At 68.5% G+C, this 16079-nt stretch carries 17 protein-coding genes and 1 pseudogene; 16 read left to right on the top strand and 2 right to left on the bottom strand.

Going from position 1 to position 16079, the window contains the following annotated elements; all coding sequences use genetic code 11:
* The first annotated feature begins 190 nt into the window (after nucleotides 1–190).
* The 16 genes from rho (at nucleotide 191) to VJT49_RS01060 (ending at nucleotide 15302) form a co-directional block, all read left to right on the top strand.
* Nucleotides 191–2089, top strand: coding sequence for a transcription termination factor Rho (rho, locus tag VJT49_RS01135; RefSeq protein ID WP_324162208.1), 1899 nt, complete (start codon nucleotides 191–193; stop codon nucleotides 2087–2089).
* Nucleotides 2090–2371: 282 nt separating this feature from the next.
* Nucleotides 2372–2599 (top strand): 50S ribosomal protein L31, encoded by a 228-nt coding sequence (rpmE, locus tag VJT49_RS01130; RefSeq protein ID WP_324162207.1) that lies wholly within the window; start codon nucleotides 2372–2374, stop codon nucleotides 2597–2599.
* Nucleotides 2600–2800: 201 nt separating this feature from the next.
* Nucleotides 2801–3868 (top strand): peptide chain release factor 1, encoded by a 1068-nt coding sequence (gene prfA, locus VJT49_RS01125; protein ID WP_324162205.1) that lies wholly within the window; start codon nucleotides 2801–2803, stop codon nucleotides 3866–3868.
* A gap of 232 nt (nucleotides 3869–4100) precedes the next feature.
* Nucleotides 4101–5003, top strand: coding sequence for a peptide chain release factor N(5)-glutamine methyltransferase (gene prmC, locus VJT49_RS01120; RefSeq protein ID WP_324162203.1), 903 nt, complete (start codon nucleotides 4101–4103; stop codon nucleotides 5001–5003).
* 11 nt (nucleotides 5004–5014) lie between these two features.
* Nucleotides 5015–5659, top strand: coding sequence for an L-threonylcarbamoyladenylate synthase (locus VJT49_RS01115; RefSeq protein ID WP_324162201.1), 645 nt, complete (start codon nucleotides 5015–5017; stop codon nucleotides 5657–5659).
* Nucleotides 5660–5666: 7 nt separating this feature from the next.
* Nucleotides 5667–6830, top strand: coding sequence for an MraY family glycosyltransferase (locus tag VJT49_RS01110; RefSeq protein ID WP_324162199.1), 1164 nt, complete (start codon nucleotides 5667–5669; stop codon nucleotides 6828–6830).
* A gap of 35 nt (nucleotides 6831–6865) precedes the next feature.
* The gene (locus tag VJT49_RS01105) at nucleotides 6866–7309 is read left to right on the top strand and encodes a hypothetical protein (protein ID WP_324162197.1); all 444 of its coding nucleotides are present in this window, start codon (nucleotides 6866–6868) and stop codon (nucleotides 7307–7309) included.
* 343 nt (nucleotides 7310–7652) lie between these two features.
* Nucleotides 7653–8432: a F0F1 ATP synthase subunit A gene (atpB, locus tag VJT49_RS01100; protein ID WP_324162195.1), complete on the top strand. Its 780-nt coding sequence runs from the start codon at nucleotides 7653–7655 to the stop codon at nucleotides 8430–8432.
* A gap of 68 nt (nucleotides 8433–8500) precedes the next feature.
* The gene (locus tag VJT49_RS01095) at nucleotides 8501–8755 is read left to right on the top strand and encodes an ATP F0F1 synthase subunit C (protein WP_324162193.1); all 255 of its coding nucleotides are present in this window, start codon (nucleotides 8501–8503) and stop codon (nucleotides 8753–8755) included.
* 27 nt (nucleotides 8756–8782) lie between these two features.
* Nucleotides 8783–9319: a F0F1 ATP synthase subunit B gene (locus tag VJT49_RS01090; RefSeq protein ID WP_324162191.1), complete on the top strand. Its 537-nt coding sequence runs from the start codon at nucleotides 8783–8785 to the stop codon at nucleotides 9317–9319.
* A 6-nt stretch (nucleotides 9320–9325) separates the two neighbouring features.
* The gene (locus VJT49_RS01085; protein WP_324162189.1) at nucleotides 9326–10153 is read left to right on the top strand and encodes a F0F1 ATP synthase subunit delta; all 828 of its coding nucleotides are present in this window, start codon (nucleotides 9326–9328) and stop codon (nucleotides 10151–10153) included.
* Nucleotides 10154–10215: 62 nt separating this feature from the next.
* A complete protein-coding gene (atpA, locus tag VJT49_RS01080) occupies nucleotides 10216–11859 on the top strand; it encodes a F0F1 ATP synthase subunit alpha (protein WP_324162188.1) in 1644 nt (547 codons plus the stop codon).
* Between the two features lie 172 nt (nucleotides 11860–12031).
* Entirely contained in the window at nucleotides 12032–12940 is a 909-nt protein-coding gene (locus tag VJT49_RS01075) for a F0F1 ATP synthase subunit gamma (protein WP_324162186.1), read from the top strand.
* Nucleotides 12940–14364, top strand: a complete 1425-nt coding sequence (gene atpD / locus VJT49_RS01070) for a F0F1 ATP synthase subunit beta (protein ID WP_324162184.1) — start codon at nucleotides 12940–12942, stop codon at nucleotides 14362–14364. The genes VJT49_RS01075 and atpD overlap by 1 nt, the downstream gene beginning before the upstream one ends.
* Before the next feature lie 113 nt (nucleotides 14365–14477).
* Nucleotides 14478–14843, top strand: coding sequence for a F0F1 ATP synthase subunit epsilon (locus VJT49_RS01065; RefSeq protein ID WP_324162182.1), 366 nt, complete (start codon nucleotides 14478–14480; stop codon nucleotides 14841–14843).
* A 24-nt stretch (nucleotides 14844–14867) separates the two neighbouring features.
* On the top strand, nucleotides 14868–15302 hold the full coding sequence (locus tag VJT49_RS01060; protein WP_324162180.1) for a DUF2550 domain-containing protein: 435 nt from the start codon (nucleotides 14868–14870) through the stop codon (nucleotides 15300–15302).
* On the opposite strand, the gene VJT49_RS01055 is transcribed toward VJT49_RS01060, so the two are convergent.
* Nucleotides 15297–15869 carry a cob(I)yrinic acid a,c-diamide adenosyltransferase gene (locus VJT49_RS01055; protein WP_324162178.1) on the bottom strand — a complete coding sequence of 191 codons (573 nt, stop codon included), beginning with the start codon at nucleotides 15867–15869 and terminating at the stop codon, nucleotides 15297–15299. The genes VJT49_RS01060 and VJT49_RS01055 overlap by 6 nt on opposite strands.
* Nucleotides 15870–15907: 38 nt before the next feature.
* Nucleotides 15908–16079, bottom strand: a pseudogene (locus tag VJT49_RS01050) (IS982 family transposase); the annotation flags it as partial.

Below are 16079 nucleotides of genomic sequence, written 5' to 3'. Positions count from 1 at the left end.
CCGGATCGCATCTTTCGTTGAGCCGATACGGTGACGGCACCCCTCCCGTGTGGCGGCTCCGCCGCTGTGACCTGCGGTCTCGGCTGGAGAAGCCGCACACCGGAGTATTAGAGAAAGCCGTTTCGCGATCAGCCGCGAGCGGTAGTCCGCTGATCCACCTGGAGGCGTGGATCGGTCAGGAAGGACATGTGTGAGCAACACCGATCTTTTGAGCGGCGACCTGGACACACAGGACGCTCCGGTCTCGGAACCCGCGAACGGTACGGCCACGCCTAAGCGCCGCACCGGAGGCCTGTCCGGCATGGTTATCGCCGACCTGCGGGCACTCGCGAGTGAGCTTGGTGTCGCCGACACCAAGGGGATGCGCAAGGGTGATCTCATCGCCGCGATCCGTGAGCGGCAGGGCAAGTCGCCCCGCAAGCCCACTTTGCGCACCGACAACACGCTGCCGCTGGAGGGGTTGACCACGCCCACTGCAAAGACCGTCGAGCAGGCCAAGCCCGCCGAGGCCCCGCCTGCCGAGCAGGCCGCCGAGCGGACGGCGGAGCCGGCCGCCCAGCCCCAGGCCGAGCAGGAGCAGCCCGGCGGCACCCAGCAGGGTGAGGACGGCGGGCGCCGTGAGGGCAGTCGCCGCCGTCGCGGCGCGAGCCGCGCCCAGGGCAGCCCGGAGCAGGCGGCTCAGCGCGACCAGCAGCCGCGCGCCGAGCGTTCCCCGGGTGGTGAGCGTTCCTCCGGCGGCGAGCAGGCAGGCGGCCAGGAGCGGCGCCAGAACGACCGCCCGTCCGGCAACCAGCCCGGCCAGCGCAACCAGCAGGGCAACAACGCGCCGGCCCAGGCGGGTCAGGACGACGAAGAGGGCGGCCGCCGGGGCCGCCGGTTCCGTGACCGCCGCCGCGGCCGTGGCAGCGGCCGCAGTGAGGGTGGGCAGGACACCGAGATCCGCGAGGACGACGTCCTGCTCCCGGTCGCCGGCATCCTCGACGTGCTGGACAACTACGCGTTCGTGCGCACGTCGGGCTACCTGCCGGGGCCGAACGACGTGTACGTCTCGCTGTCGCTGGTCCGCAAGTACGGCCTGCGCCGCGGCGACGCCATCACCGGCGTGGTCAAGCAGCCGCGCGAGGGCGAGCAGCAGCGGCAGAAGTTCAATCCGCTGGTGCGGGTGGACACCATCAACGGCCTCGAACCGGACCAGGCCCGGCGGCGCCCGGAGTTCACCAAGCTGACCCCGCTCTACCCGAACGAGCGGCTTCGCCTGGAGACCGACCCGCACAAGCTGACCACCCGGGTGATCGACCTGGTGATGCCGGTCGGCAAGGGGCAGCGGGCGCTGATCGTGTCGCCGCCGAAGGCGGGCAAGACCACGATCATGCAGGACATCGCCAACGCGATCACCACGAACAACCCCGAGTGCCATCTGATGGTCGTGCTCGTCGACGAGCGGCCGGAAGAGGTCACCGACATGCAGCGGTCGGTGAAGGGCGAGGTCATCGCCTCCACCTTCGACCGTCCGCCGTCAGACCACACCTCGGTCGCCGAGCTGTCCATCGAGCGGGCCAAGCGCCTGGTGGAGATGGGCATGGACGTGGTGGTCCTGCTCGACTCGATCACCCGGCTCGGTCGTGCCTACAACCTGGCGGCCCCGGCGTCCGGCCGGATCCTCTCCGGTGGTGTCGACTCGACCGCCCTGTTCCCGCCCAAGCGGTTCCTCGGCGCTGCCCGCAACATCGAGAACGGCGGTTCGCTGACCATCTTCGCCACCGCGATGGTGGAGACCGGGTCCACCGGTGACACGGTGATCTTCGAGGAGTTCAAGGGCACCGGTAACGCGGAGCTCAAGCTGGACCGCAAGATCGCCGAGCGCCGGGTGTTCCCGGCGGTGGACATCAACCCGTCCGGCACCCGTAAGGAGGAGCTGCTGCTCTCGCCGGACGAGCTGGCCGTGCACCACAAGCTGCACCGGGTGCTGCACGCGCTGGACTCCCAGCAGGCCATCGACCTGCTGCTGTCCCGGCTGCGCAAGACGAAGACCAACATCGAGTTCCTGATGCAGGTCTCGAAGACGGCCCTGGGCTCCGACGAGGACTGACGGCGCGGCGAAGCACCCTGCCCGCCGGGACAGGGTGCTTCGCGTGACGCCTGCCGTGCGGGCCGAGGCCCAGACGCCGGTGGTGCCACGAGAAAGCACGGTGACCTTCTTCCTTCCGGTTTTCCTGGTGATCCGGAAGTTCCGTGCCCGTGCGAAATCCGTACACCCGTGGAATACCCCGAGGCCAGAGTGCGTTGTGCGGTCTGGCAGAATTGATCCGCTGAACGTCCGGCTCCGGTTCACCTCCCATCGAGGACCCGGCGGCCAACAAGAGAGGACCCCATGAAGAGCGGTATCCACCCCGAGTACGTGGTCACCAACGTGACCTGTGGCTGCGGCAACACCTTCACCACGCGGAGCACCAAGACCTCCGGCGACATTCACGTCGAGATCTGCTCCAACTGCCACCCGTTCTACACCGGCAAGCAGAAGATCCTGGACACCGGTGGCCGGGTCGCGCGCTTCGAGGCGCGCTACGGCAAGCGGGAGAAGAAGGCCGGCGGCAAGTAGCTTCCCCGACGGCGCCTGTCTCCGTGCCCGGAGACAGGCGCCGTCCTTCATGTGTGCCCAAGGAGCGGACCGCCACGCGAGACGGGCACCTGGCGATGGAGGGCAACGGTGTGCGGAAAGGGCCGGCCGGTAGCCGGCAACGTGCGTCGCGGCCTGGCTACTCGCGCATGTGTTTGAATGAGACGGAGAGAAGGTACGGCTGTGGATTCGTCATCCCTGCGCGGGTTGCTCGACGAGTACGCCGAGTTGGAGAAGCAGCTCGCGGACCCGGCCGTGCACGCCGACCAGAACCGCGCACGCAAACTGGGCCGCCGGTACGCCGAACTGACACCGGTGGTCAAGACGATCGGTGAGCTGGATGCCGCGCGGGGTGACCTCGCGGCCGCGAAGGAGCTCGCCGCGGAGGACCCCGCGTTCGCGGGCGAAGCGCAGGAAATCGCCGGACGCGTTCCGGTTCTGGAAGCGCGCCTGACCGAGTTGTTGTTGCCGCGCGACCCGTATGACGGCTCGGACGTCGTCATGGAGATCAAGTCGGGTGAGGGTGGCGAGGAGTCCGCGCTGTTCGCCGGCGACCTGCTGCGGATGTACCTGCGTTACGCGGAACGGCACGGCTGGAAGGCCGAGGTGCTCGACGCCGTCGACTCCGACCTCGGCGGCTACAAGGACGTCACGGTGTCCATCAAGAGCAAGGGCACCGAGACCGACGGCGTGTGGTCGCGGCTGAAGTTCGAGGGCGGTGTGCACCGTGTGCAGCGTGTGCCGGCGACCGAGTCACAGGGCCGGATCCACACTTCCGCCGCCGGGGTGCTCATCTATCCGGAACCGGAGGAGGTCGAGGTCGAGATCGACCCCAACGACCTGCGGATCGACGTGTTCCGGTCGTCCGGCCCGGGCGGGCAGAGCGTGAACACCACCGACTCGGCGGTCCGGGTGACGCACCTGCCGACCGGGATCGTGGTGTCCTGCCAGAACGAGAAGTCCCAGATCCAGAACCGTGCCCGGGCCATCCAGGTGCTCCAGGCGCGGCTGCAGGCGCTCGCGGAGGAGGAAGCGGCCAGCAAGGCGGCCGACGCCCGGCGCTCGCAGGTGCGCACGGTGGACCGCTCCGAGCGCGTCCGCACGTACAACTTCCCGGAGAACCGCATTTCCGACCACCGCGTCAACTTCAAGGCGTACAACCTGGACCAGGTGCTCGACGGTGAGCTGGACGCCGTGCTCGACGCCCTGGCCACCGCCGACCGTGAGGAGCGCCTGGCGGCCGCGGGCTGAGACGCTGCCTGCGGGAAATTCGTCTCCCCGTTCTTTGATTTGATTGGCGAAGAACGGACCGTGGTTACGCCACTTGGGTTCCGGCTGGTGGGAACGAAGGTTTCAGATTATTCCGGTTATTCCAGGCTCTAACCGCCTTCGGCGCAATGTCGATTCGGTACGCGCTTCGCGCACCGGTGAGGCGGCGGCGGTATGGCCGCCGTCACGGGCCGTGCTGTGGGAAAGTAAAGGTGTGAAGCGGCAGCCCCTCAGACTCGCCATCCTCGAGGCGACCAGGATCCTGGAGGACGCCGGCGTCGAATCCCCCCGGAACGACGCCGAGCTGCTGGCCGCGCACGTGCTGGGCGTCGAACGCGGGCGCCTGCCGATGGTGCCGCTGGTGGATCCGCCGGTGATCGACGCGATCGGGCAGCTGGCGGCACAGCGCGCCAAGCGGGTGCCGCTGCAGCATCTCACCGGCTGGGCCGCGCTGGGCGGGATCACGGTGGGTGTCGGCCCCGGCGTGTTCGTACCGCGCCCGGAGACCGAACTCCTGCTCGAATGGGGCCTGGAGCTGCTTCGAGGGCGTGAATACCCGGTCGTGGTGGACCTCTGCGCGGGGTCGGGAGCGCTGGCCCTGGCGGTCGCGAACGCCCGGCCGGACGCGGTGGTGTACGCGGTGGACAACGACCCGCATGCCCTGGCCTGGGCCCGGCACAACGCCGACGCCCGTGCCGAGGCGGGGGACACCCCGATCCGGCTGTATTCCGGCGACGTCGGTGACAGCTCGATCTTCACCGAGCTCGACGGCCTGGTGGACCTGGTGCTGTGCAACCCGCCGTACGTGCCGCCGGGCGGTGAGCTGCCACCCGAGGTGATCGACCACGACCCACCGCAGGCCGTGTTCGCCGCCGAGGGTGGGCTCGCGGTGTTCCGCCACGCGGTCGGCACCGCGGCACGCCTGCTCAAGCCGGGCGGCGGCCTGGCGATCGAACATGACGACACGCACGGGTCGGCCGCGCCCACGCTGGTCTCGGCACGCAAGGTGCTCACCGGCGTCGAGGACCATCTCGACCTCACCGGCCGTCCCCGCTTCGTCACCGCCCGTCGGGCCGCAACCGCACCTTCGGACGGCGCCTCGCGCGCAGGGGGATAGGCTCTGCGGCCATGAGTGCGGTGTACGACTGTTCCCGTGCGGAGAGCCGGGCCGAGGGGCTGGCGGCCGCCGCGGCGGCGGTGCGGTCGAGCAGGCTGGTCGTGCTGCCCACGGACACGGTGTACGGCGTCGGCGCCGACGCGTTCGACTCCGGCGCGGTGCGCGCGCTGCTGCGGGCGAAGAACCGCGGCCCGGACATGCCGGTCGGCGTCCTGGTCGGTTCTTGGTCCACAACAGACGGTCTGGTGCTCGGAGTTTCCCCGCAGGCAAGGGCTTTGATCGAGGCGTTCTGGCCGGGAGATCTGTCCATTGTGCTCCCGCACGCACCCAGCCTGCAGTGGGACCTCGGCACCACGCGCGGCACGGTGATGCTCCGGATGCCGCTGCATCCGGTCGCGCTGGAGCTGCTGCGAGACGTCGGCCCGATGGCGGTGTCGAGTGCGAACGTTTCCGGGCGACCGCCGGCTTCGACCGCCGCCGAGGCGCAGGAACAACTCGGCGAGTCGGTGTCGGTCTACCTCGACGGCGGGCCGAGCGGAGAGCCGGTCCCCTCCTCGATCGTCGACCTCACGGGCGGCGAACCGGTGTTGCTGCGCGAAGGCGCGGTCAGCGCCGAGGCGGTGTCCGAAGTGCTCGGTGTGCCGCTGAAACCCTGACGCCTCGATGACCCCCATTGCCACCGCCGGTCTCCCGATCCGCGAATACATCCTCGTCGGGCTGATTTCGGCCGCGCTGACCTACCTGCTCACCGGTCTCGTCCGCCGCTTCGCCATCCGCGCGGGCGCGATCGCCAACCCGCGCGCCCGCGACGTGCACGTCATCCCGATTCCCCGGATGGGCGGCATCGCGATGTACCTCGGCGTGCTCGGTGGCATGGCCATGGCACACCAGTTGCCCGTGCTGCGCCGGGCCTTCGAGTTCTCCTTCGACCCGGTCGGCGTGCTCGTCGGCGGTGGCGTGATCGTGCTGATCGGTGCGGTGGACGACCGGTTCGAGATCGACGCCTGGACGAAGCTCGCCGGTCAGGTGCTCTGCGCCGGGATTCTGGTCATCTTCGGCGTGCAGTGGAACGCGTTCTGGGTGCCGTGGGGTGGCAACGGCAACTCGCTCGGCTCGATGGTCATCCTGGGCAACAACCAGGGCGGCCTGCTGATGGTGCTGCTCGTGGTGGTGCTGGTCAACGCGATGAACTTCGTCGACGGCCTGGACGGGCTCGCCGCCGGGCTCGGCTTCATCGCGGCCGCGGCCACCTGCGCGTTCTCCATCGGCCTGCTCGACTCGGCGGGCGGCGACGTGAACACCTACCCGCCCGCGCTGATCGCCGCCACGCTGGCCGGCGCGTGCCTGGGCTTCCTGCCGCACAACTTCCAGCCCGCCAAGATCTTCATGGGCGACTCCGGCTCGATGATGATCGGCCTGATGCTCGCCGGGGCGACCACCTCGGCGTCGGGAAAGATCAACTACACCCGGTTCGGCGGCTCCGACCTGATCGCCCTGCTGGCCCCGCTGCTGGTCGTGATCGCCGTGCTGTTCCTGCCGATGCTCGACCTGGTGATGGCGGTGATCCGGCGGACGCGGCGCGGCCAGAGCCCGTTCGCCGCGGACAAGATGCACCTGCACCACCGGTTGCTGGAGATCGGGCACTCGCAGCGGCGGGCGGTGCTGCTCATCTACCTGTGGGCCGGGCTGCTGGGCTTCGGCGCCGTTTCGCTGACCCTGTTCGACAAGGCGACCGTGTTCTGGATCGTCGGCGCCGGGCTGCTGGCCGCGGCCGTCGTCTCGGTGATCCCGAGGCTGAGGCGGCCCCCCAACGGGACCACCACGTAAGCTTTCCGGCGCGGACCAACCACGGGAGAGCGCCAGTGACCAAGACCGAAAACCCGCATACCGAGGCCATGCTGAAGCTGGCCGACGCGATGTTCCGGGGTGCGCTGTGGCCCGCGGTCGGCGCGGCGGCCCTCGGGGTCGTGGTGTCGGCGGTGCTGGCCGGTCTGCCGGGCCTGTTCGGCGCGCTGGCGGGCGGAGCGATCGGATTCGCGTCCTGCCTGGCCACGTTGTGGATGATGCGGAAGACGGCGGCGATGCACCCGATGGCCGTCATGGCGGTCGCGCTCGGTGGTTACATCGTGAAGCTTCTGGTGTTGCTCGGCGTGCTCACCGCGTTGCGCGGGGTTGACGCGCTGCAGCCGAAAGCGCTTGCCCTGACCATGCTCGCGGTCATCCTCGCCTCGGCGGCGGCGGAGGCGGTGGCCTTCCGCAGGACCAAGATCCCCACGATTGTTCCGGCCTCCGGCGACAGCGACTGAACACGGCCTTGACCTGCTTGACCAGTGTTTAGGAGTACGGCCGTACGGTGTCGGGGTACCGGCTGGTATCGTCCGCAGTGTGGAGGCGGGCCCTGGCGCCGCGCTCCCGATGGCGGAACCCCGACCAGCAGTGTGGCGATCGTGAAGGATGCACCACGGGCGCGGTAGGCGGACGTCGCCTTCGGTGATCGTACGCCTGTCTTCTGTTGGCTGAACGTGCACCTGCTGTTCACCCAGGGGAGCCGCTTCCTACCACCCGAAAGGTATCGGGTACGTTAAGTCCAGATCGTGACGATTCCCCCGGCGGAGTGAACGCCGGCCGGGAGAACCGGAAGGAGCCCAGTTGAGGGCGCTGGTACTAGCCGAGGGCGGCAGTGGTTTCCCCCCCGGTGCCGACGATTTCGTGCTGCCGCCGATCTTCGGTTCGGTGACCAAGCCGATGGTCCTGGTCGTGCTGTCGGTGATCATCATCGCGACCTATTTCCTGCTCGCCACCAGGAACCTGAAGATCGTCCCCAGCAAGTCGCAGTTCGTCGCGGAGACCATCTACGACTTCGGCCGTAACAACATCGCCCGGGAGCAGATCGGCACCAAGGACTTCCGGCCGTTCGTCCCGCTGATCTTCTCGTTGTTCACCTTCGTGCTGGTGAACAACCTGTTCGGCATCATCCCGATCCTGCAGTTCCCGACCATGTCGCGGATCGGATTCCCGATCGCGCTGTTCATCATGGTGTACCTCACCATCCACGCGGTCGGGTTCAAGCGCCACGGCTTTGTCGGTTACTTCAAGCACGTCATGTTCCCGCCCAACGTGCCCAAGGCGATCTACATCCTGCTGGCGCCGATCGAGTTCGTCCAGCGGTTCGTCTTCCAGCCGCTGTTCCTCGCCGTCCGGGTTTTCGCCGCGATGTTCGCCGGGCACCTGCTCCTGCTCGTCTTCACGCTCGGCGGGACGGCACTGCTGGAGGCCAGCACCGGCTTCCTCAAGCCGGCCTCCGTCGTGTCGTGGGCCATCGCCATCGCGATGACCTTCCTGGAGGCACTGATCGAGGTCCTGCAGGCCTACATTTTCGCCTTGCTCTCCGCCAACTTCATCGGTGCGGCGCTGGCGCAAGAGCACTGAGGCAAGTCCAGAAATCGCAAGCCCCCGATCCGCGCAGGCGCGGACCGAGTGAAAGGGATATACAACAAGTGAGCAGCATCGTTCTTGCCGAAGCGGCCACCTCCGTCAACATCAACGCTGGTCTGGCGGCCATCGGCTACGGTCTGGGCGCGGTCGGCCCGGGCATCGGCGTGGGCCTCATCTGGGCCGCGGTCATCAACGGCACCGCCCGTCAGCCGGAGGCGCAGAGCAAGCTGATGGGTATCGCCTGGATCTCGTTCGTTCTGGTCGAGGTGCTCGCGCTGATCGGTCTGGTCGTCTACTTCATCGCCTCCGCCGCGTAGTTCACCACTCACGCCTAAGGAGTCGTCGTGAAAACACAGCTCGTGCTCGCCGCCGAGAACCCGATCGTGCCGGAGACTTCCGAGCTGATTCTCGGGTTCGTCGCGTTCGGACTGTTGCTGTTCGTGCTCTGGAAGTTCGCGGTTCCGCGCTTCGAGAAGATGTACGAGGAGCGGACCGCCAAGATCGAGGGCGGCATCGAAAAGGCCGAACGGGCCCAGGCGGAGGCCCAGGCGAAGGTCGCCGAGTACACGGCGTTGCTGGCCGAGGCACGCTCCGAAGCGGCCAAGATCCGTGACGACGCGCGGCTGGAAGCCGAACAGATCAGGGAAGAGCTGCGGCAGCAGGCCCAGGACGAGGCCGCGCGGATCATCGCGCAGGGGCACGCCGCGCTCCAGGCGCAGAAAGCGCAGATCGTCACCGAGTTGCGGGCCGAACTCGGCCGTCAGTCCGTCGAGCTGGCGAGCCGGATCATCGGCGAATCCCTGGAGGACGAGGCCCGGCGCCGCGGCACGGTCGACCGGTTCCTGGCCGAGCTGGGCACCGGCAACGGGGCCGGAAAGTAGTACCTGATGGCAACTGAGACGCTGCACGCGGCGAGCCGGGAGGCGCTCGCCGCCGCGGAGAAGCGCCTCGACGAGGTGCTCCGTTCCGACGCCGACCCGGCCACCCTCGGCACCGAACTGCTCGCGGTGGTCGGCCTGCTCACCCGGGAGACCGGGCTGCGCAGGGCGGTCGCCGAGGGCTCCTCCGACCCGGCGGCCCGTAAGGGCCTGGTCAGGCGCTTACTGACGGGCAAGGCCGCCGAGCCGGCCCTCGCCGTGCTCGAAGCCGCGGTCGGCGAGCGCTGGTCCAGTCCCCGCGAGCTCGTCGACGGGCTGGAGTCGCTAGGTCGTTCGGCGCTGTTGACCAGCGCGGAAAAGGCCGGGAACCTGGAAGCCGTCGAGGACGAGTTGTTCCGGATTGCCCGTATTGTGGACGGCGAGCCGGAACTGGAGCGGGCACTGTCCGACCAGACCGCGCCCCCGGAGACCAAGCGCCGGCTGGTCCACGACCTGTTCGCCGGCAAGGCGGACGGGGTAACCCTGGCGTTGGTCGAGCAGCTCGTCGAGCGGCGTAAGGGACGCGGCATCGGGTTCGGCCTCGACCGGCTGGTGAAGCTGGCCGCGCAGCGGCGCGAACGTTCGGTGGCCTACGTGACGAGCGCGAGCGAGCTGTCGGCCGACCAGCGGGATCAGCTGGCCGGGAAGTTGCGCGGCATCTACGGGCGGCCGATCGCGCTGCACGTCGAGGTCGACCCTCGCCTCCGCGGCGGGCTGGTCGTCCGCGTCGGTGACGAGGTCATCGACGGCAGCGTGGCCGGCCAGCTCGAGGCGCTGCGCAGGCGGCTCGCGGCCTGAGGCGCGGGACTGGCACAACAGACTTTGGATACAGGTAAGAACGAAGCGAGAGCGGGAACGACATGACGGAGCTGACGATCTCCTCGGACGAGATCCGTAGCGCGATCGAGAACTACGTCTCGAGTTACTCACCGGATGTGACCCGGGAAGAGGTCGGCGTCGTCGTGGACACCGGCGACGGCGTTGCGCACGTGGAGGGCCTGCCCTCGACCATGGCCAACGAGCTGCTGGAGTTCCCCGGCGGCATCCTCGGCGTCGCGCAGAACCTCGAACCGCGCCGGATCGGTGTGGTCATCCTCGGCGCCTACGAGTCGATCGAAGAGGGCCAGGAGGTCAAGCGCACCGGGCAGATCCTGTCCATCCCGGTGGGCGAGGCGTTCCTCGGCCGGACGGTCGACCCGCTGGGCAAGCCCATCGACGGCCTCGGCGACATCGATGCCGACGAGCGCCGCGCCCTCGAGTCGCAGGCCGCCTCGGTGGTGGAGCGGCAGCCGGTGTCGGAGCCGCTGCAGACCGGGATCACCGCGATCGACGCGATGACCCCGATCGGCCGCGGCCAGCGCCAGCTGATCATCGGCGACCGCAAGACCGGCAAGACCGCCGTCTGCGTGGACACGATCATCAACCAGAAGGCCAACTGGGAGTCCGGCGACCCGGCCAAGCAGGTCCGTTGCATCTACGTCGCGGTCGGCCAGAAGGGCTCGACGATCGCCGCGGTGCGGAAGGCCCTCGAGGACCACGGCGCGATGGAGTACACGACCATCGTGGCCGCCCCGGCTTCGGACTCGGCCGGCTTCAAGTGGCTCGCCCCGTACTCGGGCTCCGCGCTCGGCCAGCACTGGATGTACCAGGGCAAGCACGTGCTGATCGTGTTCGACGACCTCACCAAGCAGGCCGAGGCCTACCGCGCGATCTCGCTGCTGCTGCGCCGCCCGCCGGGCCGCGAGGCCTTCCCCGGCGACGTCTTCTACTTGCACTCCCGGCTGCTGGAGAGGTGCGCGAAGCTGTCCGACGAGCTCGGCGCCGGCTCGCTCACCGGCCTGCCGGTCATCGAGACCAAGGCCAACGACATCTCGGCCTACATCCCGACGAACGTCATCTCGATCACCGACGGCCAGTGCTTCTTCCAGTCGGACCTGTTCAACTCGGGTCAGCGGCCCGCGGTCGACGTGACCACCTCGGTCTCCCGGGTCGGTGGTGACGCGCAGATCAAGGCCATGAAGACGGTCTCGGGCTCGCTGCGGATCGACCTGTCCCAGTACCAGGAACTGCAGGCGTTCGCCGCGTTCGCCTCCGACCTGGACCCGACCTCGCGCGCCCAGCTGGACCGTGGCGCCCGGCTGTACGAGGTGCTCAAGCAGCCGCAGTTCTCGCCGATCCCGGTCGAGCAGCAGGTCATCACGGTGTTCCTGGGCACCAACGGCCAGTTCGACGACGTGCCGGTCGAGGACGTCGCGCGGTTCGACCGCGAGCTGCTCGAGCACCTGCGGCACAAGCACGACGACATCCTCGCCGAGATCCGCGACAAGGGCCGGTGGAGTGACGACCTCGCCGAGCGCGTGACCGCGGCCACCACCGAGTTCAAGAAGGGCTTCACCACCTCGGCCGGCCGCACGCTGATCAACGAGGCCGAGGCCGAGGCGATGGACGCGGACAAGGTCGGCCAGGAGACCGTCAAGGTCAACAAGCCCGCACCGAAGAAGTGACGACCGTGCCGGTGAACGTCAACCATGAGGTGATGCGCACGCGTGCCTGGGCCGAAGGCCACGCTGTCGCGGCGGCGCGGCGCCCCTCCGCATCGGCGCGAGTCGATGCGTCAGGCAGCGCCCTGGTGACGCGATCGCGTTCGCGCGTAGGCGGAGAGGAATAGGGTGGATCATGGCTGCCCAACTTCGTGAGCTCCGGGGCAAGATCCGGGCTACCAAGTCGATCGGCAAGATCACCAAGGCGATGGAGCTGATCGCCACGTCGCGCATCTCCAAGGCGCAGGCGCGAGTGGAGGCTTCGCGACCGTACGCCGAGGAGATCACCAAGGCGCTGTCCGCGCTGGCGACCGCGTCCACGCTCAACGACCCGTTCCTCGTCGAGCGGCCGAACCCGCAGCGGGTCGGCGTGCTCGTGGTGACCAGCGACAAGGGTCTGTGCGGCGCGTACAACAGTAACGTGCTGCGCGCCGCCGACGAGCTGGTCGCGCTGCTGCGCGAGCAGGGCAAGAAGCCGGTGGTCTACGTGATCGGCGGCAAGGGGCTGGGCTACTACCGCTTCCGCGGCCGCGAGGTGGCCGGGAGCTGGGCCGGGTTCACCCAGGTGCCGCACTACGAGAACGCGGCGGAGGCCGGGGACGAGCTGGTCAAGGCGTTCCTGGCGGGTGCCGAGGGTCTCGAGGAAGGTGTGGACGAGCTGCACATCGTCTACACCGAGTTCCGGTCGATGCTCACCCAGACGCCGGTCGCCAAGCGGCTCGCCCCGCTCGAGGTCGAGTATGCCGAGGAGCCCTCCGCGGAGATCCTGCCGGCGTACGAGTTCGAGCCGAGCGCGGACCGGTTGCTCTCCGCCCTGTTGCCCAAGTACATCAAGACGCGGATTTTCGCGGCCTTGCTCGAGTCGGCGGCCTCCCAACTGGCCGCCCAGCGCAACGCCATGAAGTCGGCTTCGGACAACGCCAACGATCTGGTCAACACCTACACCCGGCTGGCGAACCAGGCCCGGCAGGCCCAGATCACCCAGGAGATCAGCGAAATCGTCGGTGGGGCCGATGCGCTCGCCGCTGTAGGAAGTGAAGAGTGATGACTGCGACTGAGACTGCAGCCAAGGGCCGCATCGTGTCGGTGACCGGCCCGGTCGTCGACGTGGAATTCCCGCGCGGCGCGGTGCCGGACCTGTACAACGCGCTCAAGGTGAACGTCGAGTTCGAGGAGCTGCGCAAGACGGTGACCCTGGAGGTCGCCCAGCACCTCGGCGACAACCTGGTCCGCACGATCTCCCTGCAGCCGCAGGACGGCCTGGTCCGCGGTACCGAGGTCACCGACACCGGCGCCCCGATCTCGGTGCCGGTGGGCGACAAGGTCAAGGGCCACGTCTACAACGCGCTCGGTGACTGTCTCGACCAGCCCGGTTACGGTGAGGATCTGGAGCGCTGGGGCATCCACCGCAAGCCGCCGGCGTTCGACCAGCTCGAGGGCAAGACGGAGATGCTGGAGACCGGCCTCAAGGTGATCGACCTGCTCACCCCGTACGTGCAGGGTGGCAAGATCGGCCTGTTCGGCGGTGCCGGCGTGGGCAAGACGGTGCTGATCAAGGAGATGATCACCCGTGTCGCCCGGAACTTCGGTGGTACCTCGGTGTTCGCCGGCGTCGGCGAGCGCACCCGTGAGGGCACCGACCTGTTCCTGGAGATGAGCGAGGACGGCGTCATCAACGACACCGCGCTCGTGTTCGGCCAGATGGACGAGCCGCCCGGCACCCGGATGCGGGTCGCGCTGTCCGCGCTGACCATGGCGGAGTACTTCCGCGACGTGCAGAACCAGGACGTGCTGCTGTTCATCGACAACATCTTCCGGTTCACCCAGGCGGGCTCGGAGGTGTCCACCCTGCTGGGCCGGATGCCCTCCGCGGTGGGTTACCAGCCGACGCTGGCCGACGAGATGGGTGAGCTGCAGGAGCGGATCACCTCGACCAAGGGCCGGTCGATCACCTCCATGCAGGCGATCTACGTGCCCGCGGACGACTACACCGACCCGGCCCCGGCGACCACGTTCGCGCACCTGGACGCCACCACCGAGCTTTCCCGGTCGGTGTTCCAGAAGGGCATCTTCCCGGCGGTGGACCCGCTGGCGTCGACGTCGACCATTCTGGACCCGGCGATCGTCGGGGAGAAGCACTACCAGGTGGCCTCCGAGGTCATCCGGATCCTGCAGAAGTACAAGGAGCTGCAGGACATCATCGCGATCCTCGGGATGGACGAACTGTCCGAAGAGGACCAGCTGACCGTGAAGCGGGCCCGCCGGATCGAGCGGTTCCTTTCGCAGAACATGCTGGTGGCCGAGCAGTTCACCGGCCAGCCCGGTTCCACGGTGCCGGTCTCGGAGACCGTCGAGGCCTTCGACCGGATCACCAAGGGTGACTTCGACCACTACCCCGAGCAGGCGTTCCTGGGCATCGGTGGCCTGGACGACCTCGAGAAGAAGTACCAGGAACTCACCAAGAAGTGATTCCGGGCGCGGCGGGGTGGGTGTCCATTGTGGACGCTACCCCGCCCTTTTCCGTAGTTGAGCACCGACGTATTACACTGGGAAATACGCGCCCCAGGTGATTGGAGAGCTTCGTGGCTGAGATTACCGTCGAGCTTGTCGCCGTGGAGCGCCGCCTGTGGTCCGGTAAGGCCTCGTTCGTGGTGGCACAGACCACCGAGGGTGAGATCGGCATCATGCCGAGTCATGAGCCGGTGCTGGGTCAGCTCGTCGAGGGCGGCATCGTCAAGATCGTGACGACGGACGGTGACACCATCTACGCGGCCGTGCACGGTGGCTTCCTTTCCGTAACCGCGGAGCGGGTGAGCATCCTCGCCGAGTCCGCGGAGCTCGCGGAGGAGATCGACGTCGAAGCGGCCAGGGCCGCGCTCGGCGCCGAAGACGAGGCGGAACGGGCAAGAGCGGCCGCTCGCCTGCGAGCGGCCGGGCAATCGGTCTGACCGGGCGACGAGCGGGAGCCGGCCGTGGAAATCGCCGCGATTGTCCTGGTGCTCCTGCTCGCGCTTGTCGTCCTCGCCTGCTGGTACGGCCTGCGCTGGGTGCGGATGCGGCGCAACGGCGGCGTGAGCGTCGCGTTGCGCTGGGATCCGGACAATGTGCGTGCCGGCTGGCATCTGGGCATGGCGCGCTACGAGGGCGACGTCTTCGCCTGGTATCGCGTGTGGAGCCTTCGCACCGGCCCTGACCGCGTGTTCGAGCGGGAGCGGCTGCTGGTCGCCGACCGGCGCGACCCGGCGGGAACCGAAGCCTACGCCGTTCCCGGGGATGCCACGGTGCTTCGCTGTGAGGCTGAAGGCACCGAGCCGATCGAGTTCGCCATGGGCCCCGGCGCCCTCACCGGGTTTCTGTCCTGGCTCGAATCTTCGCCCCCCGGAAGGACCTTCCGCCGCGCCTCATGACGCCCCGCCGGGCTCCCAGAGGATGTCCCCGCCCGGGTTGGCCAGGCGCGCGAGGATGAACAGCAGGTCGGACAGGCGGTTGAGGTACTTGACCGCCGGCGTGTTGGTGCGGTCGGCGTCGGCCTCGACGAGGGCCCAGCCGCTGCGCTCGGCGCGCCGGGTGACCGTGCGGGCCTGGTGCAGGAAGGCCGCACCCGGCGTGCCACCCGGCAGGATGAACGACGTCAGCTTCGGCAGCCGCTCGTTGAACTGGTCGCACCAGCCTTCCAGCCGTTCGATGTACGGCTCGGTGATCCGCAGCGGGGGATAGGCCGGGTCGGGAACCACGGGCGCGCACAGGTCGGCGCCGACGTCGAACAGGTCGTTCTGGACGCGGCGCAGCACACCGGCGATCTCGTCGCCGAGCCCGCCCATGGCCAGCGCCAGGCCGATCACCGAGTTCGCCTCGTCCACGTCGGCGTACGCCGCGAGCCGCGGATCGGTCTTCGGCACCCGCGAGCCGTCGCCCAAGGCGGTCGTGCCGCTGTCTCCGACTCTCGTGTACACGCGATTGATCCGCACAGCCATACGCCCAACCCTAGATGATTGATGCGGTGAAGTTGGTGTTAGTGATCGAAGGCTGTGAGTGAGCGTTTGCTGGTCACGCCGGTTTCCCAGTTGTGCCAGATGCCGGCGGCCATGGCCAGTAGGCGCTGCGCGATGCGGGTGAACACCCCGGCGGGGGTGCGCCCGCCGTGCCGTTCAAGATCGAGTTGTCCTTTCAGGGTCTGATTGACC

The organism is Amycolatopsis sp. (assembly GCF_035276945.1).
GTDB lineage: Bacteria > Actinomycetota > Actinomycetes > Mycobacteriales > Pseudonocardiaceae > Amycolatopsis_E.
Note: the sequence above shows the minus strand (reverse complement) of the source record. Positions and strands in the feature narration are given on the sequence as shown.